Source organism: Endozoicomonas sp. G2_1, from assembly GCF_017744155.1.
GTDB lineage: Bacteria > Pseudomonadota > Gammaproteobacteria > Enterobacterales > Alteromonadaceae > JAGHQT01.
In genome coordinates, this window is sequence record NZ_JAGHQT010000006.1 from 102,076 (window position 1) to 127,208 (window position 25,133).

At 39.2% G+C, this 25,133-nt stretch carries 21 protein-coding genes and 2 tRNA genes; 7 read left to right on the forward strand and 16 right to left on the reverse strand.

All coding sequences use genetic code 11. From position 1 onward, the window contains the following. Positions 1–62 precede the first annotated feature (62 nt). Both J7384_RS09465 and J7384_RS09470 read right to left on the reverse strand, forming a co-directional pair. Positions 63–731: a hypothetical protein gene (locus J7384_RS09465; protein WP_209113383.1), complete on the reverse strand. Its 669-nt coding sequence runs from the start codon at positions 729–731 to the stop codon at positions 63–65. A 193-nt stretch (positions 732–924) separates the two neighbouring features. Further along, positions 925–2,289, reverse strand: coding sequence for an alkaline phosphatase PhoX (locus tag J7384_RS09470; RefSeq protein ID WP_209113385.1), 1,365 nt, complete (start codon positions 2,287–2,289; stop codon positions 925–927). Between the two features lie 313 nt (positions 2,290–2,602). On the opposite strand from J7384_RS09470, the gene J7384_RS09475 reads away from it, so the two are divergent. From J7384_RS09475 to J7384_RS09485, 3 genes are all read left to right on the forward strand, one after another. Beyond that, the gene (locus J7384_RS09475) at positions 2,603–3,274 is read left to right on the forward strand and encodes a DUF1826 domain-containing protein (protein WP_209113387.1); all 672 of its coding nucleotides are present in this window, start codon (positions 2,603–2,605) and stop codon (positions 3,272–3,274) included. A gap of 35 nt (positions 3,275–3,309) precedes the next feature. Then, positions 3,310–3,723, forward strand: a complete 414-nt coding sequence (locus tag J7384_RS09480; protein ID WP_209113389.1) for a MerC domain-containing protein — start codon at positions 3,310–3,312, stop codon at positions 3,721–3,723. Between the two features lie 68 nt (positions 3,724–3,791). Continuing rightward, the gene (locus tag J7384_RS09485) at positions 3,792–4,790 is read left to right on the forward strand and encodes a GTP-binding protein (protein ID WP_209113391.1); all 999 of its coding nucleotides are present in this window, start codon (positions 3,792–3,794) and stop codon (positions 4,788–4,790) included. Between the two features lie 18 nt (positions 4,791–4,808). On the opposite strand, the gene J7384_RS09490 is transcribed toward J7384_RS09485, so the two are convergent. The 3 genes from J7384_RS09490 to J7384_RS09500 are packed head-to-tail and all read right to left on the reverse strand — an operon-like array spanning position 4,809 to position 6,953. After that, on the reverse strand, positions 4,809–5,312 hold the full coding sequence (locus tag J7384_RS09490) for a nuclear transport factor 2 family protein (RefSeq protein WP_209113393.1): 504 nt from the start codon (positions 5,310–5,312) through the stop codon (positions 4,809–4,811). Positions 5,313–5,346: 34 nt separating this feature from the next. After that, positions 5,347–6,285 (reverse strand): pyridoxamine 5'-phosphate oxidase family protein, encoded by a 939-nt coding sequence (locus J7384_RS09495; protein WP_209113395.1) that lies wholly within the window; start codon positions 6,283–6,285, stop codon positions 5,347–5,349. 44 nt (positions 6,286–6,329) lie between these two features. After that, complete coding sequence (locus tag J7384_RS09500; protein ID WP_209113397.1) at positions 6,330–6,953, reverse strand: glutathione S-transferase; 624 nt, start codon at positions 6,951–6,953, stop codon at positions 6,330–6,332. A 174-nt stretch (positions 6,954–7,127) separates the two neighbouring features. Between J7384_RS09500 and J7384_RS09505 the strand changes: the two genes are divergently transcribed. After that, the gene (locus tag J7384_RS09505; protein WP_209113399.1) at positions 7,128–8,018 is read left to right on the forward strand and encodes a LysR family transcriptional regulator; all 891 of its coding nucleotides are present in this window, start codon (positions 7,128–7,130) and stop codon (positions 8,016–8,018) included. Here the strand turns inward: J7384_RS09505 and J7384_RS09510 are convergent. From J7384_RS09510 to J7384_RS09540, 7 genes are all read right to left on the reverse strand, one after another. Beyond that, complete coding sequence (locus J7384_RS09510; protein WP_209113401.1) at positions 8,015–8,479, reverse strand: hypothetical protein; 465 nt, start codon at positions 8,477–8,479, stop codon at positions 8,015–8,017. The two genes, J7384_RS09505 and J7384_RS09510, sit on opposite strands and share 4 nt — an antisense overlap. A gap of 16 nt (positions 8,480–8,495) precedes the next feature. Further along, on the reverse strand, positions 8,496–9,683 hold the full coding sequence (locus J7384_RS09515) for an ectonucleotide pyrophosphatase/phosphodiesterase (protein WP_209113403.1): 1,188 nt from the start codon (positions 9,681–9,683) through the stop codon (positions 8,496–8,498). Positions 9,684–9,844: 161 nt separating this feature from the next. Then, on the reverse strand, positions 9,845–10,402 hold the full coding sequence (locus tag J7384_RS09520; protein ID WP_209113405.1) for a phosphoribosyltransferase family protein: 558 nt from the start codon (positions 10,400–10,402) through the stop codon (positions 9,845–9,847). Between the two features lie 64 nt (positions 10,403–10,466). Beyond that, positions 10,467–11,471 carry a M28 family peptidase gene (locus J7384_RS09525; protein ID WP_209113407.1) on the reverse strand — a complete coding sequence of 335 codons (1,005 nt, stop codon included), beginning with the start codon at positions 11,469–11,471 and terminating at the stop codon, positions 10,467–10,469. A 1-nt stretch (position 11,472) separates the two neighbouring features. Next, entirely contained in the window at positions 11,473–12,687 is a 1,215-nt protein-coding gene (locus J7384_RS09530; RefSeq protein ID WP_209113409.1) for a tetratricopeptide repeat protein, read from the reverse strand. Positions 12,688–12,828: 141 nt separating this feature from the next. Next, a complete protein-coding gene (locus J7384_RS09535) occupies positions 12,829–17,808 on the reverse strand; it encodes a tetratricopeptide repeat protein (protein ID WP_209113411.1) in 4,980 nt (1,659 codons plus the stop codon). Positions 17,809–17,931: 123 nt separating this feature from the next. After that, positions 17,932–19,644, reverse strand: coding sequence for a DUF4153 domain-containing protein (locus J7384_RS09540; RefSeq protein ID WP_209113413.1), 1,713 nt, complete (start codon positions 19,642–19,644; stop codon positions 17,932–17,934). A gap of 333 nt (positions 19,645–19,977) precedes the next feature. Here J7384_RS09540 and J7384_RS09545 point away from each other — a divergent pair, with 333 nt between their 5' ends. After that, complete coding sequence (locus J7384_RS09545) at positions 19,978–22,245, forward strand: ATP-binding protein (protein WP_209113415.1); 2,268 nt, start codon at positions 19,978–19,980, stop codon at positions 22,243–22,245. A 22-nt stretch (positions 22,246–22,267) separates the two neighbouring features. Here J7384_RS09545 and J7384_RS09550 read toward each other — a convergent pair whose 3' ends face one another. From J7384_RS09550 to J7384_RS09565, 4 genes are all read right to left on the reverse strand, one after another. Further along, positions 22,268–22,699: a hypothetical protein gene (locus J7384_RS09550; RefSeq protein WP_209113417.1), complete on the reverse strand. Its 432-nt coding sequence runs from the start codon at positions 22,697–22,699 to the stop codon at positions 22,268–22,270. A gap of 156 nt (positions 22,700–22,855) precedes the next feature. Next, the gene (locus J7384_RS09555) at positions 22,856–23,086 is read right to left on the reverse strand and encodes a hypothetical protein (protein WP_209113419.1); all 231 of its coding nucleotides are present in this window, start codon (positions 23,084–23,086) and stop codon (positions 22,856–22,858) included. A gap of 198 nt (positions 23,087–23,284) precedes the next feature. Next, positions 23,285–23,375, reverse strand: a tRNA-Ser gene (locus J7384_RS09560). A 68-nt stretch (positions 23,376–23,443) separates the two neighbouring features. Next, a tRNA-Ser gene (locus tag J7384_RS09565) sits at positions 23,444–23,534 on the reverse strand. Positions 23,535–23,709: 175 nt separating this feature from the next. On the opposite strand from J7384_RS09565, the gene J7384_RS09570 reads away from it, so the two are divergent. Both J7384_RS09570 and J7384_RS09575 read left to right on the forward strand, forming a co-directional pair. Continuing rightward, entirely contained in the window at positions 23,710–24,306 is a 597-nt protein-coding gene (locus J7384_RS09570) for a DNA-3-methyladenine glycosylase I (RefSeq protein ID WP_209113421.1), read from the forward strand. 150 nt (positions 24,307–24,456) lie between these two features. Beyond that, positions 24,457–25,125, forward strand: coding sequence for a Bax inhibitor-1/YccA family protein (locus J7384_RS09575; RefSeq protein ID WP_209113423.1), 669 nt, complete (start codon positions 24,457–24,459; stop codon positions 25,123–25,125). Positions 25,126–25,133 lie beyond the last annotated feature (8 nt).

The window sequence follows — 25,133 nt, forward strand, 5'->3', positions numbered from 1 at the left end:
TTCATAAATAAAGCTAAATAACTTCGGTTTTATAACATCGGCTTCGGATAATTGAGGTGCTGCTAACGACTGTTTTTCTGCAACCAAGCTCTTACGGGCTGTAACCATTCATCAATTGGCCGATAAAATGCCCCGTGTTCTTTACCTGTTGATATCGCTATCTCACGATAAGACTTTACATTATCACTCGATCGTTCAGCCACTTTATTACAAGAGCCTACGCTATCTGAGGTTTCGTAAATAGACAATAAATTCCCGTAAACGACGACGTCTTTATTTCGACCCAAAGCACTTGTGCAAGCCGCTAAAATAGCGATATTGAGTTCTTTATTTTTTAGATAACTGGCGGCCAATGCGGTAATAAACCCACCTCGAGAAAAACCCACTAAAGAGATTTGATTTGGTTGAACGCCCTGTTCAATCAGTGAATTGACTTGTTTGGCAAGCTTTTTAGCATAAACAAATGGATCAGCGTTAGCTGGCCTATGGGTTGCAATGAGTTGATAGCTTGGATCTGAAAGTTGCTTTTTAATTGCGGGAAAATCATAAACGCCCCACCTTGGGTGAGCCGGTTTTGCGTTATTACCTTCAACAATATAACCGTGGGTATAAAACACATAAGCGCTTTTACTGTCGATAACCTTAGGAAATTGCTCGTGTGTTTGTGCTGCTACCTGATAGTTGAGTGAACAAGTAGCAAATAACAGACAAATGATTTTTGATATCTTCATAAAAAAATCTGGTTGGGAAAAGCCTTGAGTATATCGATTTTCAATAAGTGATTGAAAGCGCTCTAGTATTACAAAGATAAAGACTAAATCAGCGAAGCCTGAAGAATAGATAAGTGCACCAGCTCCGTGTACAAAATAATGTATAAACTAAGCTGGTAGCATATATTCGAGCTAGGCTACAGACAGAACCAGATTAAATATTTTGCCAAGGCCCTGTGATAGCAAGCGTTTTCGCAGGCGAATATACATTAACAAACAAGGTTGAGCCATCGGGAGAAAAACAAGCACCTGCTAATTCGGTTTGACGATGTAATTTAGCGACATTATAAACTTGGCCATCAGGTGACACGCCTCTGAGATGGTTATCGACAACATCAGTGTACTGGTCTTCACAAACGATTAAATGGCCTTTATCAGTAACGGTTAAATTGTCACCAAAATTATATAGGCTTTTATCATCGCTCTCTAAAAATAATTGAATGCGCCCACCGTCATCTTTACTACTGTTACTCGATGGTTGATAACGCATAATTTGGCCAAGTTGGGCGTTGCCACCATTGGTACAACAAAAATAAAGTTCCCCATCAGCCCAATGGATGCCCTCACCACGAGCGAACAAGGTTGCTCCTTGTGCATGGCCGCGCTCTCGCAAATCATCTTTCGGGCTCTCGACATCATCGAGATCAATCCAGCTTGCGTCAAACCACTTAGCCAGCGGCATTTCATTTGAACGCCAGTTTCGGCTGTCGAATTTAGCCATGTTTTTGATCGCTAGTGCTTGCAGCTGGCCGCCCTGCGCTAAGTCACCGAACTTTTTCGGGACAAAACGATAAAACAAGCTATCACCTCTGTCTTCGGTCAGGTACACGATACCCGTTTTAGGATCGACACAAGCCGCCTCGTGGTTAAAACGTCCCATCGCTTTGAGCGGTTTAGCTTTTATTAACGAACTGGCATTTGCGGGAACTTCAAAAATATAACCATGATCTTGAGTCAAACCCTTACTGTTTGAGTCAACAGCTGCTCGATCAACTGACTCTTCACAGGTTAACCAACTGCCCCAAGGAGTCACCCCTCCTGAACAATTTCGAATGGTGCCCGCCAAACTGACAAACTGTTGCTCTACTTCGCCGGTATCAGTGTTATAAACTAACGTCGTGGTGCCGCCAGGTAAGGCAACGCCATCAGCGTTTTTATCGTAAGCGAGATCAGTTTTATGATGTTGTAATGAACTCGCTAACTTTGCCAAATGTTTCGGCTGTAATTCATGGTTTCGAATAAGTGCAACGCGATTATTCGCTAATGGTAAACACCCCATACCATCAGCGCGATCGGGTACTTGAAGACCATCAGACATTGCATCACCCAATTGGGATATCACGCGGTAGCTAAAACCCTTAGGTAAATCAATCAGTTTCTTAGGATCGGGCATTAGCGGCCCGTAACCAGATGAAATAGTCATTGCTGATATGTTTGCTTTACTGCCCAAAACACTTGTCGCTAAGCCTGCAAATGCCAATGAACCTGCGCCAATAAAAAATTGTCTTCTCGTGACCATAGTTAAATTCTCTTGTTTTACTTCTTGTTCTTGTCGTTGGTTTGTTTACCTAATTCAAGAATAGTTCAGATGAGCATCGACGTTAGCTGATGATTAATTCCTGTTATGTCGACCGTTCAAACCTTATTTCTTAATTGATTCAACTTTACAAAAGTTATGTTATAACATTATTATACTCACGTTAATTGCTAGGATGAATAGCTATTGTGTTCAATTGGTCAACAACTGTGCACAGCTAGCCTTTTAGTTTAAACGCTTTGTTTAAATAATAGCCTTATTTTCCATTTCTTTGCTTGAGCAACGAGGTAATTCAATGGCGTCGACAGCCCTTCAAGACAACAGTTTTGCATTAGTGACGAAAAGAGCAGCAGTAAGCACATCAGCTTCTGTGCTTACCGATATCTATCAAGATGACGTCAATATTGCCGTTTGGCAAGGTTCTATGACACCTGATTTAACCAATAGTGTTGAACGATTATTAGCAGAGTGCCCTAACTTACGTATGGTAGTGACCTCAAGCCCAGAAGATGTAACAAATGCTTTTGTTGAACAAAATCCAACGTTCGCGAAGTTTCCCGAGTTTTGCCAGCATATTGCTACCTTGGTTGATATGTTTGCCACCTTATTTGAATTAAAGCGAGTTGGCATACGCTTAACCCAGTTAGATCGGGCCATGTGTCCTAAATTTCACATTGATCGAGTGCCGTGCCGTCTTGTCTCGACATTTTTTGGCGTTGCTACCCAATGGTTGCCGCATGAAAGTGTCGACCGCACTAAGCTTGGCGCAGGTAGTTTAGGAGTGTCAGATGAGCAATCAGGCATTTATCAACACCTAACTGATATTCAAGAACTCAATATTGGTGATGTTGCTCTACTCAAAGGTGAAACTTGGTATAACAACGAAGGTGCAGGTCTTGTTCATCGCTCACCGGCTGTTGCTGATGATGCCAAGCGGCTACTTTTAACACTTGATTTTATTGATTAATTCAAATTTTACAAACGAGATTTACAGGTATATTTATGAAGTTGTTACCAATTTCTGGCGATAAACTCGCCATTGGTTTTTCTATGGTTTGCGTCGCGCACTGCTTGGCATTTCCATTACTTGCCGTGTTATTGCCAAGTGTTACTGCCCTGCCAATGGAAGGTGAAACCTTTCACCTGTGGATGGTACTTGCGGTTATTCCAACCAGCCTTTACGCACTAACGCTTGGTTGTAAAAAGCACGGTCGCAAAGACTTTCTGCTTTATGGCGCGTTAGGTATTGTTTGTTTAGTATTAGCGTTATTATTGGGCGAACACCTATTAGGAGAAGCAGGCGAGAAAATACTAACAGTTGTAGGTGCTGTCATTGTCAGCTGGGCACATACCCGCAACTTTACGTTATGTCAGCGTAAAACGTCGTGTCCTTGTCCAGAACAACCAGCCGAATAACGCTGGCGCTTTATTATAAGTTATTCTCCTAGCACCGCTAACCTTGCGATTACTTGATTGTATAATTGATGACTGAAGATAAAATATTAGCCGTACCAACCAATATCATCACTGGCTTTTTGGGGACCGGTAAAACGTCAGCAATTCTAAAGTTATTAGAACAAAAACCTGAAGGCGAGCGCTGGGCAATACTAGTTAACGAGTTTGGCGAAATAGGCGTTGACGGTAGCTTGTTTTCTGGCAGAACAGAAAAAGATCAACGCGTTTTTATTAAGGAAGTGCCTGGCGGCTGTATGTGTTGTGCCTCGGGATTACCAATGCAAATCGCCCTGAACTTACTGTTAAATCAGGCAAAACCCGACCGCCTCCTGATTGAGCCGACGGGCCTTGGTCATCCAATTGAAGTACTGCAAGTACTATCGAATCAATATTATCAAACCGTTCTTAGCTTAGAAAAAACCATTACACTTGTAGATGCCAGACACTTTAGTGACACCCGTTATACCGAGCATGAGACGTTTAATCAGCAAATTCGTATTGCCGATTCAATTGTTGCCAATAAATCTGATTTAGCAAACGCGCAGCAGCAACAAACGTTGCAACAATATCTTAAAGAGCACCAATACAATAATAAACCTTTGTATTACACAGAGTACGGTGCACTAGAACTCAATTGGCTAAACGGTAAAACGGCATATCAGTGTTCGCCTAAAAATCACAGCCATCAGGACAAAGCTAACAAAGCACTTGCCAGTGATCAACCATTGCCAAAAGCTGGTTATATAAAAGCACTTAACCAAGGCGAAGGCTACCAAAGTGTTGGCTGGCGCTTTAGCCCGGAGTTAATCTTTGACCGAGATAAACTCGATAGTTTTATTCGTTCAATAGCTGCAATACGTGTTAAGGCTGTTTTTATTACAAAGCAAGGTGTTTGGGGCTTTAATAACACGGAAGATGGTCATCACATGTTAGAATTAGATGATTGTCTTGAAAGCAGAATTGAAATTATTGCTCGTGATGTCTGCGATAGCTGGCAAACGCAACTAGATAAATGTATTGCCAGCTGATGCAATTAAACTTAACGGTTACAACCCTAGCTCAGAAAGCCCCGGATGATCATCGGGCCTGCGACCTTGTGGCCAGTTGAATTTGCGCTCAGAGGCTTTAATCGGTAGGTCATTAATACTGGCGTGACGATTTTTCATTAAACCATTTTCATCAAACTCCCAGTTTTCGTTGCCGTAAGAGCGATACCAATTACCGCTGTCATCACGCCACTCGTAAGCATATCTAACCGCAATTCGATTGTCGGTATAAGCCCAAAGTTCTTTAATTAAGCGGTAATCGAGCTCTTTTTGCCATTTCGCGGTTAAAAATTCTTGCGCTTCACGGCGATTAGTAACAAAAGTTGAGCGATTTCGCCACTTGGTGTCTAAGGTATAGGCTTTAGCTACTTTCTCTGGGTTTCGGCCGTTCCAACCGTCTTCTGCAAGTCTCACTTTTTCCTTAGCGCTTTGTTCGTTAAAAGGCGGCAAAGGGTGTCGTTGTTCTGCGACATCAGATGTCGTATTGCGTTGCTCACTAGTCATATTATCCTCTCGTTAAATTTTGAAAAATAGGTCATTAGATGTTTTCGAAGGTAAATGGCATCGCCTTGTTAAGTACAATGCCCTGTTCGAACGTAAAACGCCAGGCGCGTCGGTAATTGTCGGTGAAAGCCGAGGGAAGTTGCGATTTTTCCAATATCGCGACACGGCCGCTAAGCATGACAATATCGCCATTAGTAAAATCAACAAAGGTTACGCCAGCGTTAGGGTTTAGTAGAAAGTTGCCCAAGGTATTAAAATGATTGTTGCCGGGAAAATCAGGTACTACAAAGCCATTGTCTTCCAAAGCAATAAAGCCGGGGTCGCCGCCGCGATGGGAAATATCGACACTCTTTGCTTCGCCTTGCTCATTTTTCAAATAGCTGGCGACAAAAAAAGTTTCAGCACCCGCAATCAACTGTTGTAGCGTTTGGTTAAACTCGCTTATTACATTACTACTAATGACTTGATTGCCAAGATTGTCTGGGTTTGTAAACCTGACTTGCCGACGTTTAATATACTTAGGACAGTTGCCAAATGCATGTTCAACCTTTACCTGAAAGTAGCGCTGGCTCTGCCATTCAAGCCAACCATTAATACGATTGCGCCGTCGAGTTTCAAGTTCTATTCCTAAAAAACCAAGCGGCGCACCAACAGTTAAGTTAGCCTTTAATGGATCGTCAGCAAATATTGTTTGTGCTAAAGCAAGCGTGGTTGAAGTTGGTGATTGAACAAAACCCGGTTGACCACAAACAATGGACGCCCAGACGCAGCCTAGGCTGTCAACACTACCAACGGCAATAAACGGCAGTTGTTGATAAAAGTCACGATGCTGGTCAGGCATGTAGTCTCTGATAAACCGCGCGCCTATTTGTTCCGCTTGTTCGCGTTTTCCTGCTCGTGCTTGCATTTGTTGTTCGCCATGGTGAAACCGTGACTCAATAGAGTTAATGTCGTTTTGCATTTGTTTTGTCATGTTTCTACCCTGCCTAAATGATGGTGTTTATTACCGTGATAGTCTTAGCTTGCCAGTAAACCAACTTGCGTTGTTGGCATGGCTTTAAAGCCCGGCTGCATTTCAATTGTTTTAAGCCATCGCCGCACATTAGTATACTGATGTAATGAAACATTGCCTTCAGGTGCATGGGCACTGTAACTATAAAGCGCAACATCGGCGATAGTGAGCTTTTCAGCGACTAAGAACACCTTGTTTTCCAAATGTTGTTCAAGCTTATTAAACAACCTAGTTGCGACCGTCTGACAGTGGTCTGGATCCAGCGGTGCATTAAACACAGTTATCAAACGCGCTGCCGCCGGACCAAATGCCAACTCGCCTGCTGCTAAAGTTAAAAACTTTTGAACTTCTGCTTCTAATTCGTGCTCTGTTGGTAAAAACTGCGGTGCGTATTTGCGGGCTAAGTAGACAAGTATGGCATTAGAATCACTGATGACAGTTTCACCGTCGACAATTGTTGGCACTTGGCCGGCCGGATTAAGGGCTAAATAGTCGTCTTGCTTATGCTCACCTGCTGCTAAATCAAGGTTTACGACGTGATGTGGGATATTGGCAAGGCCAACAAATAACTCAACTCGGTGAGCGTGGCCTGATAATGGAAAACTGTATATTTTTATATTGTTAGACATTAATTTTTCTCCAAATACCTGTGGTGTTAAAAGTAGCTAAACGGAATAACGCTTAACTCATCGGTTATGAACGATGAAAAGTGTAGATTAACCCTTAAACAAGGACAATAACTTGAATTGAACAATAATTATCTTCAAAATGGCGACAATAGTAAGCAATGCGAGAATATGTAAATGGACACCATTGATGGCATGAAAGCTATGGTCGCGGTTGCCCGTTACCAATCATTTACTGAAGCAGGAAAAAACCTTGAGTTAAGCACCAAGCTAGTTAGCAAGTATATTCGACAGCTGGAAACCAAGCTTGGCACTCAGCTTTTCAATCGAACAACTCGCAGTGTTACCTTAACCGAGGCAGGCCAAAGCTATTTTGTTCGCTGCCAAGTTATTCTTGAGCAATTGGAAGAGCTCAATGATGTTGTTCAACAAGCACAACAAACCCTATCAGGCACGATCAATATTACCGCACCTACAGGCTTTGGCAGCACCCATTTGGTTAACGCATTAGCGCAATTTCAACAGCAGCATGACAAAGTTAAAGTAAATTTACTGTTGTCAGATCAGCGCGTTGCCATTGTCGAACAAGGCATAGATTTAGCCATTAGGATTGGTGAGCTGACTGATTCTAGCCTGAGAGCGAGAAACCTCAGTAAAATGCGTGTGGTCGTGGTTGGCAGTGAAAAATACTTTGATCGTTGTGGCCGACCTAAACGCCCAGAAGATTTGGCACAACACAACTGTTTGATTATGAGTAACTCATTAGATCCGAGTCATTGGCAATTTTTAGTCGATGATAAACCAATTACGGTCACTGTTAATGGTAGCTTTCGAGCAAATTCGCCAAAAGCGATTACACAAATGGCCGCTCAAGGCTTGGGCATTGGTCTTTGCCCAATATATGCGGTAAACGAATACCTCAACAATAGCGAACTTGAAATACTGTTTGCCGACTGTGAAGCCAACACATTACCGATTTCGGCGGTTTACCCCAACAGCAAGCATCTTCCAGCCAGAACGAGAGCCTTGATTGACCACTTAGCTGATGCCTTTAACAACAAGTTTTAGCGCTGAAGCTCAATATAATTAGCATCTACTTGCAATATCAGCTGATCGCCGTAATCAAGTCCGTCAAGCTTAGGCGCGATAATTTCTAAACAGTTTTCAGGCTGTGTATGGGCGATTTTGGTTGTTTTATCTGGCTGATATATTAACGCGTCATAACGCTTGTTTTGCCAGAGAATACCGCATTTGATAAAGCCAAAACTTTCACTGGCAAATCCAGCTGCCCAGTGAACGTCTTGAAAATAGTTGTGGTATTGTTTAGTGGCTATTGCATGACAATTAAACTGGGCATTTATCGTCGCCAAATAATAATTACTTAAGTCAAGACCAAGCATCTTAAAATATGGCGCTTGCATTTCAATCGAGCCTTTCGGATATGGACTGTCAGCGGCAAGACCTGATGCGATCTGATGCCCTTTAACCACGGTAAAGCCAATGTTAATTATGTTTTTATGCCCTACCACAATGGTTAACCAGCTATTACTGTTTCAAAATAGGCGATAAACTGTCGATATTGCCGTCGAGATAATCAGGCGCTGGCATGTCGAGCAATTTCAGCATTAGCGGCATAACATCGACATTGTTAAACTTCGCCACAGAATGCTTTTTAAAGCTTGGGCCATGAGCAATAAAAATTGCGTTCATAGCACTGACTGATTGAGGATCAAAGCCGTGGGTAGAATGGATAACCTTATTTGGATCTTTAGTAAAGCTAAACGGCGGCTTTGTAGTAACAATTAAGTCGGGAATCGCCACCATATCGGTATTTAAATGCCAATGCGCTGGGTAACTGCCCTTTTCAAAAATTTGAAAGCGCCCTTTTGATGTTTTGTTGAGCTGCTGCACTGTTTGTTTAATCAACGACTGATCTTTTTCGTAGATATAAAGTTGGGTTTGACCATTAACAACTTGGTCTAATTGCTCTGACAAGCCAAGGCTTTCTATGGTGATAGCTTGTGCTTTACTTATTTCAGCCATACCGTGATCAGAGACAATAATAATATCGAGATCGGTTAAGCCATTTTGCTCAAGCTTTTTGTAAAACCTCGCTAATGAAGCATCTACTGAGAGCACGGCTTCTTTTGCCTGCGCAGAGTGAATACCAAATTCATGGCCGGCAGAGTCAACCGTTGAAAAATAGGTCGTAATAAATTGCGGCTTTTTACCTTCGGGTAAGCTTAGCCAGTCAACGACTGTGTCTAAACGCTGGTCGTTTGGTACTTTGCCATCGTACGGTTCCATATATGTTGGCAAAATATCATCAAACCTTGCTTCTGATTCTGGCCAAAAATAAGTCGCGCTTTTAATGCCTTGTTGCTCAGCCATAATCCACAAAGGCTTTGAGGTCAGCCAACGACTATCGGTTTTACCTAAACCGAGTTTGTACTCTTTATTGATGATCGGGTGATAAAAACTGTTGTGAATAATGCCGTGCTTTTGGGGGTAAACGCCGGTAACAATTGACAAGTGATTTGGAAACGTTTTACTGGGAAATACTGGCTGCATTTGCCCAGAATATGCGCCTGAATTAATCAGTTTAGTTAAAAATGGAGGTTGATATAATTCAAAATACTCCGGTGTAAACCCGTCGATAGAGACCAAAAGTAGTGGTCTCGCACTTATACTCAGTGCAATAAAAGCAATTAGCCCAACAATAAACTTATACATAATAAAAACCAGTTAACAGCGCATTCGCCATTTCAATTAACCGTCTTCACTGAATGAATGACCGAGCTTTTGCTAACTTTAACAATCACCAATAAGTTCTTCACTCAGAAACAAAAAAGGTACGCTAACAAGCGTACCTCAATCAAAATACAACACTAACGTTACTTGAATAAGTCTTTAATGTTGCGCAAATCTTTTTTACCTTCAATGATTTCATCAGGTGTTAAGCCCGATAATTCATGAGGAAAAACTAACCACTCTTCAGACTCATGAACGTAATAGTCTGGTACTAAGTCAACTTTAGAATTTTTAGGCTTATACCAAGGACAAGCAACACGGACGTCTTTTGGCATATTGTTGCGCATTAATTTTTTCAATTGCTCGATTAGTGCTTCGATACTGCGACCTGAATCAAAGACATCGTCAACGATTAACAAACCATCTTCGGCATTAGCGTTTTCAATAATGTAGTGTAAGCCGTGTACTTTGATATCTTTGCTTTGCTTGCCAATGCCATAGTAAGAAGAAGTACGGACTGCAATGTGGTCTGTTTCTACTTTTTTGTAATCAAAATACTCTTGAACAGCGATGCCGATTGGCGCACCACCTCGCCAAATACCAACGATAAACTCAGGTCTAAAGCCATCTTCGTAAACTTGGGCAGCAACTCGAAATGAATCTTCAAGTAGCTCTTGAGCGGTAATATATACTTTATCCATTATGTCATTTTGATTTGTTTAACTTCGCTCTATTATAACCAGTTAGTTGAATATTAGTAATAAGCTAGATCAAATATTTGTCCAGTAGTCTTATTTGATGATAAACAAGTTCACTAGCGCGCCAAAAGAAGTCATGGTTAATATTGTTATAAGTGTCCGATTTTTTGTGGTAATTAATGTGCTCACCAACACCGTAGTAAACAAAAGGAATATTGTTACGATAAAAGGCACCATGATCACTGGCTAGACGCCAACGGCGCTGGCCACTAGTTGCTCGCCTAATGTGTCCGTTAAAACCATACTTTACTCGGATAGAAAAAGTGTGATGTTGCGCTTTAAACTCTTTTATTTGTGCCCTTGTAAAGTTTTTGGAGAGATCATAGCTTAAATAATGTAAGCGTTTAGTGCTTCTGCTTCCTGCTAACATATCTAAATTGATATTGAGCAGTGTTTGAGAAATTATTTTGGGCTGTTGTTCTAAGAAAGCACTGACACCAAGTAAACCGGCCTCTTCACCGTCTGTAAACAATAGAAGAACGTTAGTATTAAGAGGTTTTAACTGTAAAGCTTTAGCTATGCTCAACAGAGTTGCGACACCAGAAGCGTTGTCATCCGCTCCGTTGTATACGTGTTTTCCTTGAGTACCTATATGATCATAGTGAGCTGTAATAACAATGTAGCTATCTGAATGGCTATTCGCTTCAATTTGAGCAACAATATTACGACCTTGATAACGCTTGAAGGTTTTGTGGTGAACAAAATCGTGACCGTATTTACCTTTAAATGGCTTAATTTTAGCGAGCTGTAATTGCTCAATTATATATTGTTGAGCTAAATAACTGCCTTTGCTACCTATTTCTCTTCCTGCTAGCTGGTCTGATGACAAATAATAAACATGTTGAAGTAACTCGCATTTATCAATTGTTACTACTGATGTTTCATAATCTTGGTTTTGGCGGCAGTTTTCCCCCTTTAAACGACTCGCTCTGGTATCCATCAATAGTTGATTACTTTCGTCAACTAACACTGAACAAGATGAAACTGATAGTGACAAAACAATGTTTAACACTCTATTGATATTTAACCTCTGCTTGCTTCAAGAAATTTAACTTAGCTATGTATTTAACCTGATTGTCAGCAATATGATTTGTTTTAATCGCCCTTTCCATTGCTCGACGCGCTGCAATAAAATCGTTATTCAAATAATATATTCTCGACAGTATAAAATGCGTTTCATGATTTCTTCGATCTAACTTCAGAGCGCGTTTAGCATGAACTAATGCCTTATCAATATGACCCCGATAAATGGCTTCATCTGCCAACATAATATGATAGTAAGGATTTTTGGTGCGAATGTTTTCAAGTTGGGTTTCTATTGCGACCGCTTGTTCAATGTTGTTAGTGTGCCTATATAGCACAGCTAAATTAGCTTTTGCGGTTAGATTACTTGGCTCTAAACCAATGGCATAGAGATAGGCCTGCTCTGATAATTCGAACAAGTTATTTAAACGGTATAAAATCCCTAAGTTGATCCATGAAGAAGAAAACAATGCATCACTTTCTATTGCGGCTTTGATATATGCATAAGCAGAAATGAAATCGTGTCGCGCAAGTGCTTGAGCGCCTTTATTGTTATAAAACATGGCAATAATGGTTTGCTTTGAAACGGTTTCTCTTTTAAATGCCTGCTTTGAAATAGCTGGGTCAAAGTCAATTTCTCCATTTCTTGGCCCCCATAAAATGTCAGGCCCATCATGTTGCTCGTAATTGACAAGCAGATTCACGTGTCCCGTTAGCATGTTGTAGTCGCCGGTTCTAATCCAATACTCTGGAACGTGGACTTGTTGAAATTTTACCGGAATATTTGCCGCCTGAGCGATTGAATATGACATTACCGTAAGTGACATACAGTTAGCTTCTGCTGCGTGAAAGGTTTGCCTAGCAGTTAAATTAGCTTGGCTGTTATAGGCAATATCGATGTTTTCTTCAGAAAATATATGCTTAAGTAACTTTCGAGCGCGTTTTTCAATATCTGATTCAGGTCTTAGTTTGTTGTTGACTAACGACATCATATCGTCATCTAAAGCAAAGATTTCTTCCGGCGTTTCAATCACAATACCTTCATAGCCAACGAAATGTTCATCTACATAGTATTTGGAGTAGTCAGCTAACATAACAGGGTTATCTGATGTCGATTGGCACCCCATTAGACAAACACTGCATATGATAATAACGGAAATATAACGGTGGTAACGACAGAAAAAAAGCAAGGAAGAGCTATTCATAACTGAACCCCAAACATCTGTTTATTGGTTAGTTAAAGCATAGTTCAATCTCGCTATTTTTCCTCAAAAATTGCTGTACAGTAGCCCTTGAAACAGGCTTAACAGTTCCTTTGCTAAACGGTTAGTAATCACATAAAGGTGTTAAAATCTATTATTTATCCACCAATTAATGAGCAGTTTTGGCCAAAATCCTGTTGAAGAAACTTGCGTTTTGAGGCGTTGTTTTAGTGTGTTTCTAGCATGATTGGCAAATTCATGGCCCGCGACCTGTTGATAGTGACGTTGGCAATTGCGCAATAAATCAGATAACTCATCGCGTTTGCTCTCTACACTGTTGTCTGACAGTGTCGCGCCAACAACTAAGGTAGTATGAACATACTGCTCAACACTAATCAACTCGTTGTAGTCAATCACCGCAAGATCATCTAGGGTAACTAACCCACCCGTTCTATATAGTTCGTAGAATTGCCACAGTTTTAAATTGTGTATCGAACTATCTGGTTTACACGCTAATCCACGCTCAATGATAGGCCCAGCGTCATCCCACTTTCCGGTAATTTGTAATGCGATACGATAATGGTAGAAATTGAACGCTGATAATTGGTCGTCTACCTTACAGCCTTCATATAATTTAATCACACTGTGATAATGACCCAAGTTGATATATAAATTGCCGAGTTGTTTAATCAACTCAGGCTCGACTGATATTCTGTCGAAAAATTTATCGACGAGTTCAGGTAGCGGGCTAATCTTATGCTCATCCCAAAAATCGATGAGTGCTAAAAAGCCGCCAAGCCAATGTTGACCGTTGCCACAATCGTTGAACAAGGATAAAAATTGCTTGTATTTGTTCGCGCCCAAGTTCTCCATAGTGCTATATACGTAATAATAAGCTTGTATTTTCGGTAGCTGGTCAAAGCGCTTGTTAAATAAAGCCATCAGCTTATCAAACGGATACTCTTGACTGAGTGCTTTAAATGAGTGATCGACTGGCCAATACTGACAACTACTATCTAGGATCAAAGATTCAAAATGTGCAAAAGCCTGCTGATATTGTTCCAATTCGCATAACACCGCAATTTTTCGAGCTAGCGCGACGTTTGATTGGCGGTATTGCTCAAACTTATTAAGTTCATCCAATGCTTGTTCAAATGCTTTATTCTCAATGAGCATATCGATATAGGTTAATGCGATGTACTGGTCATTTGGCGCAAGCCTATACGCTTTATGAAGGTATTCGGTGGCTAAATTTCTATCATCAGCTGTACCCTTCGCGATCAAGTTTTCAGCAGCATAGCAAAGTACATCAGGATTGTGTCTATTTTGCTCAACACTTTTGTGGCTGCATTCAACGATATCTTTGTTTCGATCAGACTTCTCGAGTAAATCGAATAACTTACTCCACAAATGAGCATAGCCAAGGGTATTGAACAATATCGACTTCAATAAATCTATCGCTTGCTCGTTCTGACCAATTTCGATCAACAAATCAACTTTTTGAATCAACAATGCTTCGGGTAACTGTTCTCCCCATGGTGTTTGATCCAATACAGCCAGCGCACTTTTATAGTCACCTGTTTGCTCAAAATACTCAGATTTATCTTGGTAGGCTTTAATAAAGTAGTTATCGCACTTAATTGCTTTATCAAGCAGGCTTAACTTCTCAGCTTCATCATCAACAAGATAAGCAAGATTGCGCCAAACTGGTCCCTGATACGGTTGCTGTTTTGAAAGCTCTAAGGCCAAATTGTATGGTAAATCAGCCTGTTCGGTGCGTTTACAGAGGTGAATTAACTGATTCCACGCCCATCGATAATCGTTGCAGTATTTTACTGCATTCACTAGCGAGTTTATTGCGGCGTGCTCTTCAGTTTGTTGCATCTGGATGTCGGCTAAATAGCCGTATAAAACGCCGTCATCGGGACTGTGTTTCAATCCTGTTTGTATGACACCTTGCGCATCGGCAGTACTTCGGTGTTTCTCCAATAATTCACATAGGCGTTTAGTAACGTCAGTCCATGTAGGGTTTAGTGATAACGCTTTTTGGTACGCTTTTATGGCTTGATCAATGTCACCTAGTATTTCAAAAATTTGACCACGGTCGTTATAGAACCTAGGTGTTAATGGAAATTTGCTTATGCCTAATTCAAGCATTTTTAGCGCTTTAGGCAAATCGTCAAACTGTTTGTAATAATTCGCAGCGATGCTATAGCTGTACCAAAGTTGAGGATATGATGATACTAGGTAATCAATAAAATCCTTTAAACGACTCTGAGGCAATAGCGCATTAGCTTCAAACCAGTAATTCCATGCCGAATCGCCAAAGATGTTTTGGTTTTGAATTTGTTCATAAACAAATTCAAGTGCTATCATTTTGTCTTGCTTACTTCGGCTTGCTTCCATCATTACTGAAAATGCAAGGTCATTGTCAATTCGAGTTTTTAGGACCTCTTTAGCAACTGCTAGAGCGCGATCAAAATCACCCGCTTTTAAGTAACACTTTGCCAGATAGCTCTTTAAGTTTAGTTCGCCAACAAGCCGTTCAACGGTTTCTTTAGCTAATGACAATGCCTGTTCAACGTGACCAAGGTTTAAGCGGACGTCAATTAATTGTTTTCTGATTGCCGAATAGTCTGGTCGCAACTCGACAAACTTTGTTAGAACCTTTTCTCGAAATTGGTCATCACTATGCCAATCGGCAATGTAATCCAACACTAGACTATTACTGGCGTGAGTTTCATAAAGCTTAACGAGTTCTTGGTCAATCTGCGCTTTAGCGCCTTGTTTATGCAGTAAACGAAAATAGCCATTGGCATATCGAGTAATAAATGGACTCTTTTCAAACGCCTTATGATAAAACGATATAGCAAAGCTAAAATCACCATTTTTTTCTGCTTGCGATGCAATGAGCTCTTGATATTGCTCTTGCTCAATCGTTGCCTTTACTTTAGGCAAAATTTCATCAAAACGCTCGATATCACCAGCACTAATGAGACGTTCCGCTAAGTATTTTAATAAGTCTGCATTAGATGGGTGTAATTTTAGCGCTTCGAACAAACAGTCTATGCCGATATGCTCTTGATCGATTAAATCATAAGCCTGATAAAGTGATATTGCTGGCAAATGAGAGCGAACGCCGTATTTTTCATAACGCCTTTGTATTATGTTTAAGGCGTCTTGTTCTTGTTTTAAGTGCAACGCAGCTTTAAAGTAACTTTGAATGTATTGGCTGTCGGTTTCATCCAAACAAAAAGCGTACAGATAGTGTTCTGTCGCTAATTCAAATGACTGTTGTGCCCAGTAATAGTTTGCTAGTGACCAATGGGCATTGGCGGAGTAGCCACCATAACGCTTGAGCAGTGCTAAAGCTTTAAATTTAATTTCGTCGTAAGCACTGGTGTCGTATATTTCACCGAATAGGGTCGAAATAACATCTAAATCATAGCGCTTGTTAATATTGCTATACAAAAATTCAAGGCTTTGCTCTCGTTGTCCCAAATCTCTCTGGCAGTAATACTGTGACGTTATCAATGCAGATTGCTCAGGATAACGCGCTAGCAAGTTACTATTTGCTTCAAAGATACGACCAGTATCGTTATTTGAAACCGCAAAATTTCTCTGCGCCCTCATAGTAATTCGATGTTCTGGCGCAAGTGCTACTAATTCATTGAGAATTGTTTGTGCCGCTGCAAAGTCATTTTTCATTTGCGCACAGGCAAACTTATCCCATAACACGTATAATTCACTTGCTGGAAACTCAAACTTATCCAGTAGTTCGGCTTTAGCTTGAGGCACAAAAGCAATGCAACGAGCACCGTTATAAGCTTCGTGTTCTATGGTTTCTTTGGTTAGCATTTCCTGCATCACGGAACTAGACGGGTCCATAATATAGATGGTGCCAACTTGCTGGTTATAGCCAATAACTGCTTGAATATGAGCAGAGAATCCGTCGACAGTAACTAGCGCAAAGGGAATGTCGTGGTCGATTAATTGGTAAGCTAAACTCTCCTCGAGTTCGAATTCCTTGAAGGCGTAGTTATTGTCTCTTAACCACTTACGCTCCTTGGTTTCAGGCGTGCCATCAAAACAAATCTGATCGGCAATATCGTCTGATTTGTGTTGGTCACCCCAATACTGACAAAGTGCTGCTAATGTGGTTGGAGCACAGGTCATGTGTTGTTGACGCAAAAAAGGAACATCGAGCACTTTGCGCTTCAATGTTCCTTGTGATTTCATTAAGTTTTCTCTAACAATTTTCCAATAGCCTGATTTATCAGACTCGAGCAACTCAATAGCGACATCCAACGCTTGTTGCTCAATTGCGATTTGTGCTTTCCAAATAACTAACGATTTGTTGTCTTTTTTATCTTCAACAATGCGAACTTGCTCGAACTTTTCGATAGCATACTGACATGCCGACCAGTTGTGAACGGACGAATATAGCCATGCTAACTCATACCAGGCCGATGCCGATTGATAATCATTAATGTGTTGTTCATATAAAGTAATCGCAGCTGTAGCGCCGTCAGTTTTTCTAAGAAGATTAGATAACACTCGCATGTTATAAGGCGAAGGATATGCCTCAAAATGCTTTTGCGCTTGTATTTTGGCTTGCTCAGTTTCGCCTTGGTCATCAAGCAACTGAATTTTTAACGACGTAAGCCAACTGTCGGAAGGATTAATTAATATCGCTTTATCAATAAGTTGCTCAGCTCGCGTATAGTTTCGATATTGCTTGTGAATAATCGATTCAAAGCCGAGAATGTCAGTTTCTAACTTCTCACCCGGTTGAAACACATCTTGGTATTTTTTAAACATCTCATGAGCGATAATTGGCCCAGAACTGTTTAATGTGTAGTAAAAAACGCGATATAAAAACTCGGCATTACTGCGATTTTTTCGCCAAGCTTTCAGTAATATGGCATCAGAGCGGCGATCTCCACCCAAATTTGCATATAGCTTAATGGCTATTACTTGTTGTTCATCGGCTTTCCAGGTTTCGATACTTCCCCATTTCGATTCTGCGAGTTCTAGTGCATCTAAATACAAGCCTATTTTACACAGGTCGTTAATTGATTGGATAAGCTCAGCGTTGACAGGTGTTTTTGTCGTTGATTCCATAAAAATTAGTAGTTAAAGATCTTTCCTTGATCCAAAACTTAACACTAATTCATTGAACATAAAACAAAAACTAAAGAATAGTATGAATAAACTCAGCTATAAAGGCATTCAGAACCAACAAGTTTATTGATCGGTTATTGTGAACGTGATATTACCCACGGTTAGTTTTTTCCACTTTGCTGGCTGGGCAGCAACGTCGTTTTCTCTAATTAATTCTTTCAGGTAGCGGTTATTATCTGGATTATCAATACTAATGTAAGTTTCCTGCCAGTTTCCCTTTTGTAAACGCCACAAATTTGCAGATGTTGAATAATTGTTCTCAGTAATAACAATGTTTTCTGGCTCTTGGTCACTGTTTAAGTCTACCGCAATAAAATAATAGCTATTCTTATGGGCTTGATTGTATTGGTACTCAGTTTCTTGTTGATAAACCGCTTCTATCAATGTTTCGTCAAATGTATGTTGGCTAGGCCAAAATGTTATCTGCTCTTTAAATTGGTCAAGTGAATACTGCTCGTCATTGACGCTGGCATGAGCATAGAATCGCTCAATCATCGCTACTTTTTCGGGATGTACATCTGCTAACTCAGCTTTTAATGCTTGTAATGCAAAATAGCCCTGTCGTCCTAATACCGATTTAAAGTAACGATAGTCAAAGTCTTGATAGGTGATTATTCCTTGATGTAGCCTTTTTAGCTGACTACTAACCGTGATGGCTTGAAAATTCAACAATGGCGAATTTACTAACAACATTGCTAACAAAACCACAGCACCCATAAATACGTTAACGGTGCTAAGCACTGTTAACCATTGGTCACGCTTTTTAACAATGCCATATAAATAACCAAACGAAAAATTAGCGAGCAGTAACCAAATTAATATCGCCCAACACCGACTCACTGTTAACCCATATTGGTCAACTCGCAGCCAAATACCATAAAGTGAAATAACACTGTAAACAGGTAATAATGCGACACCGAAAAATATTAGGCGATGAAGATACTTATTATATGGCTGTTGCTGATCCCCCTGATGATATACTGCGTTAACAAAAAACAGCGTTAGCGCTTGTAACCACATCACCAATAAACTTCCTGAGCCAGTTTTCCACAAAGTACCCAACCCCGTAAACGGCAGTGTTACTAAAAAGCCAAGCGAAACAATCGTAAGCGCAGGTAATAGAAACTTGATTAAGGTTTGTAATATGGTCGAGATATTATCGACGGTATAGCTAATATTTCTGAAAATAACGACAGCAAAACCAAAGGCTAGCGTTAAAATAGGAATAACAAACCAATCTTTTCTAAGCAGTTCGCTAAAAAACTTTATCTCGATGACTGAGAACAGCCCAGCTCCCAAATGGAGTATGCCCCAGAAAATTGCGACAAATAACCAAGATTCAACAAAAATGATAAAATTGCGCCAAGACAAGCGAAACAAATTGTCGTAACTGAGCTTTTCTCCACTGACAAGCTGCTGGATATACATGAGTGCTTTAAAGGAAGCGACAATAGATGTCACAATAAATGCACTCAACACCGGCCAGTTATTGACATATTCACTTGGCTCTTGCTGTAATCCGACATAAGCCGCTAATGCGGTTAATACTAAACTATACGGCAATAGATACTTGATTATTGAGGCTAAATTGCTTGTTGTTGCAGATAGCAGCAGTAACAGAGGAAAAGCAAGGGTAAAAGTGACACCAGCCATTAGCCATATCAGTTCTGTGGCTGGCCAAAGCTGCTGCTCAACACTTCGATACAACAAAGTTAACACGATACCTTGAATCAAAGAGATAGCAAAAACAGCTGATTTGGCGATCTGATTGTCCATAATTTAATTCCTTTACTGTTCTATTGTTTATGTATTAAATCATAAATTTACACGGTTAAACATTAGAACAGTCAAACCAAACATGGCAGGACAATTGAAAATCTTAATATAAAGATTATTGTTTACGATAAAACAACAAAGGCGATTCAATCGATGATTGAATCGCCTTTATCTATATGGCGGTGAGATAGGGATTTTACGCCAACACTTCACCGAATCACATAACTGATTGAATATATTAATCATTCTATCATCAATAAATTCTATGTGACAGACATTAGTGACTAACTTTATGATATCATTATTTAATTATTAATATTTTTTTCAGCAGTAATGAACGATTACGATTTTAGCGCCTTAAATGATAAAGAATTTGAAGTATTATCTACTGATATACTTTCTCAAGTTGAAGGAACACAAATAGACAGGTTTAAACAAGGACGAGACCAGGGCGTTGATGGCAAGTTTTTTTCTGCAACAAATAAACCTGTAATTATTCAAGTCAAGCATTGGATTAACTCTGGAATAAAGCAGCTATTAAACCATTGTGAAAGAGAAGAAAAATACAAAGTACAAAAATTAAACCCAAGTAGGTACATTTTCGTTTGTTCTTTGCCATTAAGTAATAATGACAAAATTAAACTTTCAGAGATATTTTCTCCCTATCTCCATCAAAATGATATATATGGCAAAGAAAAGTTAAATGATTACCTCAGAAAGCCTGAATTTAGCAGTATTGAAAAAAATCATTACAAGCTATGGATGAGTAGTACAAACGTTTTATCTTTAATTCTGAATAGTGGGTTGTATTCTCAAAGTGAATACTCATTGGACGAAATACGTGATAAATCAAAATATTATGTCAAAACTGAAAATCACGATAAAGCTCATGCTCTTATTGAAGACACTAACTGTCTGATTGTTACTGGCGAACCTGGCGCAGGTAAAACAACGCTCGCCGAAAGTTTATGCTTTCAATACTTTCAGCAAGGCTATGAATTTATTGAAATAGAAAAGGATGTTAGTGAGGCTTGGGATGTTTTTCAGAAAGATAAAAAGCAGTTATTTTACTTTGATGACTTCCTTGGCAGAAATTACTTAGATAGTCTTCAAAACAAAGAAGATTCAAAAATAATTAAGTTTATCAGAGCTATAAACAGCTCTGATAACAAAAAATTTATATTAACCTCACGAAGTTCAATTTTAAATCAAGGTAAACAAATATCAGAGCTTTTTAAGACTCCAAATGTTTATAAACACGAATATGAACTGAATATCACAACACTCAAAGACCTTGATAAGGCACATATACTATACAACCACCTTTATTTTTCTTCTTTACCAACTGACTTTATTGAGCAGTTTTATATTAATAAACGATATCGTAAGGTGATTAACCATAAAAACTTTAATCCTCGATTAATTTCCTTCATAACTGACTTCCAACGTTTTGACGACTTAGATTCAGATCAATATTGGAAAAAAATCAACGAACAATTAGATAGACCCAAAGATATTTGGGAGTTCGTTTTTAATCAACAAGTAAACGATCTTCAAAGGTTAATCATTTGGATTGTTACTCTTAAAAATGGTCGTATAAGCGCCGACAGTTTGTTGTCCACTCTTAGGCTATATAATGAAAAATTAGGTGATAAATATAAATTTAGTAAACAGCAATTTGATAACGATATAGAGATACTTACTGGATCACTATTAAATAGGTTTATCAACGAAGAAGGTGAAGTATATTTTGATCTATTCAACCCTTCTATCGCAGACTATGTTATCCCTAAAATTTGCACGGATATAGAAACTTTATCGTTCATTATATTTTCACTAAATAACCTCTATTCATTCAATAATGTACATGAATATTATAAAAATAATTTTCTAAATAAATTCACTTACGAGAAATTTGTTAACATAGTCCTTGGTTTAATAGAAACATCTAAATCACGCTCTGATTATTTTGAGATTTTCCTTCAATCTTTACACCAAATAAAGCTACTAGATCATTCCAAACAATTAAAATCGGAACATTTGCAAACTTACATAAGTGATCTAAACAATAATGGCTTTGATATAAGTAATCTTTATGAAGGAATTTTGCTTCTTGCAGAAATAGCCACTGAAAGCGAAGAATTATCAAAATTAGTAAATTGGAATATGCTCATTCCATCTTGTTTACGGCAAAGGCCTGATCATTATGACTTAACAGAAATTTCAGGTTTAATTTTACATGCGACTGAATATACAGACGAAGATTTTACCGAAGCTTTTGAAGGAGCTGTCAGAGATTACTGGGAAGAACAAGCACAATCAGACGTGGATGATGCTATTACGTCGGGTATATCGGTCGATGAACTTGAAGACATCCCATATAAAGCGGAAGAACATTTAGAATCAGTTTTTCAAGATTATCAGATCGATGTATACGATATTATCGGTGAGATAATGGACTATGTTGATTTTGATTCTATTGAAGAATCGGTAAAAGCGGCATACGAAGACGATGGCACATATTATCGAGATAAATATGATAGAGAAAATAGTAGCGTTGAAATCTTTAAAGATGATATTGATCTATTATTTGAACGCTAATTATTAATCATCAAAAATTGATTTAATACCTCATTTTAGGTACATATTTTAAAATCGACTTTGTTTGACCTGACTTCGTACCTGAATTTTTACTAATAAACATTGGGTACTCTCTAATTTCAGGAGAGTTATTTCCCCAGTGCAAGTTTTTTTCACTTTGATATATATGAAAGTAAACATAAAACAACGCATCATAAAATTGATAACCTAAAATAAGGTGGTCAATCAGCGTATAGTCTTTAATTTTTTCAGGCTCTTTACTGGGGTTAAGTTTGGTTTGTAGCTCACTAAATTTTGCTTTTTCTTTATAGAATACGAAAGTAGAAATAGCCACGGCTAACGGCATTGGCGGGAAACTGCTGTTGATATTCTCCATCAGTTTTTGACCGTATTCTTGCAGTAAAAATTCAAGTTCATTAACCAGTTCAACGAGTAAACACTGATTATTAAGCACAAGCTTGTGACCTACTGTCCAAACAGCCCGTGTAGGAACTTTATATTTATCAGAAGTAACTTTGCATTGTTCGGTTGTTATCGTGCTTTCTATTTATGTAATGAGGCGCTCTAATAACGCGTGTTGTTCCTTTACCATGTCAGTTTCCTTACTTTTTTAGTTTACTGATTGTTTTTCGGATTCGAGGTAAAAACTGGTGGTTGGGTCATGCATGAGATGAAGCTGATTGATATCAGCTTTGTTTTGATTGCGAAAGTTGATAAAACAGTTTTGCAATAACGTTTGTTTATTGATGTTTAGATAGTTGGCTAAATCAGCAAAAATAAACTTAGCTACGTTATGCCAAGACATTTCACGTAGATTAATATCAGGGGATATACTAAACACAAAACTTTGTCCATAGCTTGTGATGTTACACCCGCCCTTTTTCGCTCTGGCTACGTTTCTATTAGTTATTCAAGAATTGATAGTGGTTATGATTTAAAACTTGCATAACTCACCTTTTGTGGCAGGGTTATGTGATGGAGTTTTATATAATAAAAACCCCTTGAACTTTATAATAAAGTTCAAGGGGTTCTCTTAATATGGCGGTGAGATAGGGATTTGAACCCTAGAGGGGCTACAAACCCCTGCCGGTTTTCAAGACCGGTGCTTTCGACCACTCAGCCATCTCACCTAAACTGTTTTAAGAGTGTTAAGCTCTTTAATTTTTTACTTTCTGGTATCAACCAAGAAGTAGAAATATGGCGGTGAGATAGGGATTTGAACCCTAGAGGGGCTACAAACCCCTGCCGGTTTTCAAGACCGGTGCTTTCGACCACTCAGCCATCTCACCACGTTGTTTTAAACCAGTGATTTGTCACTTGCTTAAGAACGAGGCGAATATTAAAGTGTCGAAATTAACTTGTAAAGGGTTAATTTCCGAATTTATTACTATTTTGAATCGTTTGCTAAAAAATTAGTCATTCTGATGTCCAATTAAACGAATAATTTAAGGGTTATAACAAATAATGAGCACTAAACCTGTGTGTCGGTGTCCTTGGCTTGATCAAACAAAACCCGATTATGTCGCCTACCACGATCTGGAATGGGGAGTCCCAGTCTATGACGATAGAAAACTCTTTGAATATTTAACACTAGAATCGGCTCAAGCGGGCCTGAGTTGGTACACCATATTAAAACGCCGAGAAGGTTATCGCCGTGCATTTGCCAATTTTGACTATGAGCAAGTTGCTTGTTTTACCGATGCAGATGTCGATAGATTAGTTGAAGACACCAGCATTATTCGTCATCGCAAGAAAATTGAAGCGACTATAAACAATGCTCAGTGTTTTATAAAAGTACGAGAAGAGTTCGGCAGCTTCAGTAATTACATGTGGGCATTTGTTGGTGGCAAGACCATAGTCAACCAGTTTAGTAAAATTGAGGACTACCCTGCTACCACGCCTGAATCTGACGCCTTTAGTAAAGATTTAAAAAAGCGAGGGTTTAAATTTGTCGGTTCAACAATATGTTACGCTCATATGCAAGCTTGCGGGATGGTTAATGATCACAGCCTAGATTGCTATCGTAGAACAGAAATCATAGAACAATATCAGCAAAGTTAAACTTGCTTTAACGATGCACGTGCCATAATATGTCGCAAGTTACTTAACAATTTGAAACACTAATCAAATCAGTTAAGCGTCAGAATACTTGAACTTTCAGGGATATGGCCTTATCTAATAATATGTATTTAACTTGATAGAGGAAAGTTTATGCAATCTAATATGGGTTTTCATGCTGCAAGCCAAAGCTCAGCAATTGAAATTAACAAGGTACTTCGTAACACTTACATGTTACTGGGTATGACATTAGCCTTTAGTGCTGTAACTGCTGGCATTTCAATGGCGATGAACTTATCTCACATGGCTGCTCTTGTGATGACCTTAGTTGCCTTTGGTTTATTGTTTGTAGTGAACAAGCAAGCCGATAAAGCGAGTGGTATTTTTTGGATTTTTGCCTTCACAGGTTTAATGGGTGCGTCTTTAGGGCCACTTTTAAACGTATACGCGGCAATGCCAGGTGGCGCTTCTTTAATTATGCAAGCATTAGGTGGCACAGCGGTTATCTTTTTTGCTTTATCAGCCTACGCCTTAACCAGTAAAAAAGACTTCTCATTTATGGGTGGTTTTTTAATGATTGGTTTAATCGTTGTTATTGTTGCAGGTATTGCTAACATCTTCTTGCAAATTCCTGCATTGTACTTAGCAGGTCGTGCAGCGATTGTATTAATTATGTCTGGTTTAATTTTGTTCGACACTAGCCGTATTATCCACGGTGGTGAAACAAACTACATTCGTGCGACAGTATCGTTATACTTAAACATCTACAACCTGTTTGTAAGCTTATTACAACTACTAGGTGTTTTTGGTGGCGACGATTAATTTTCGCT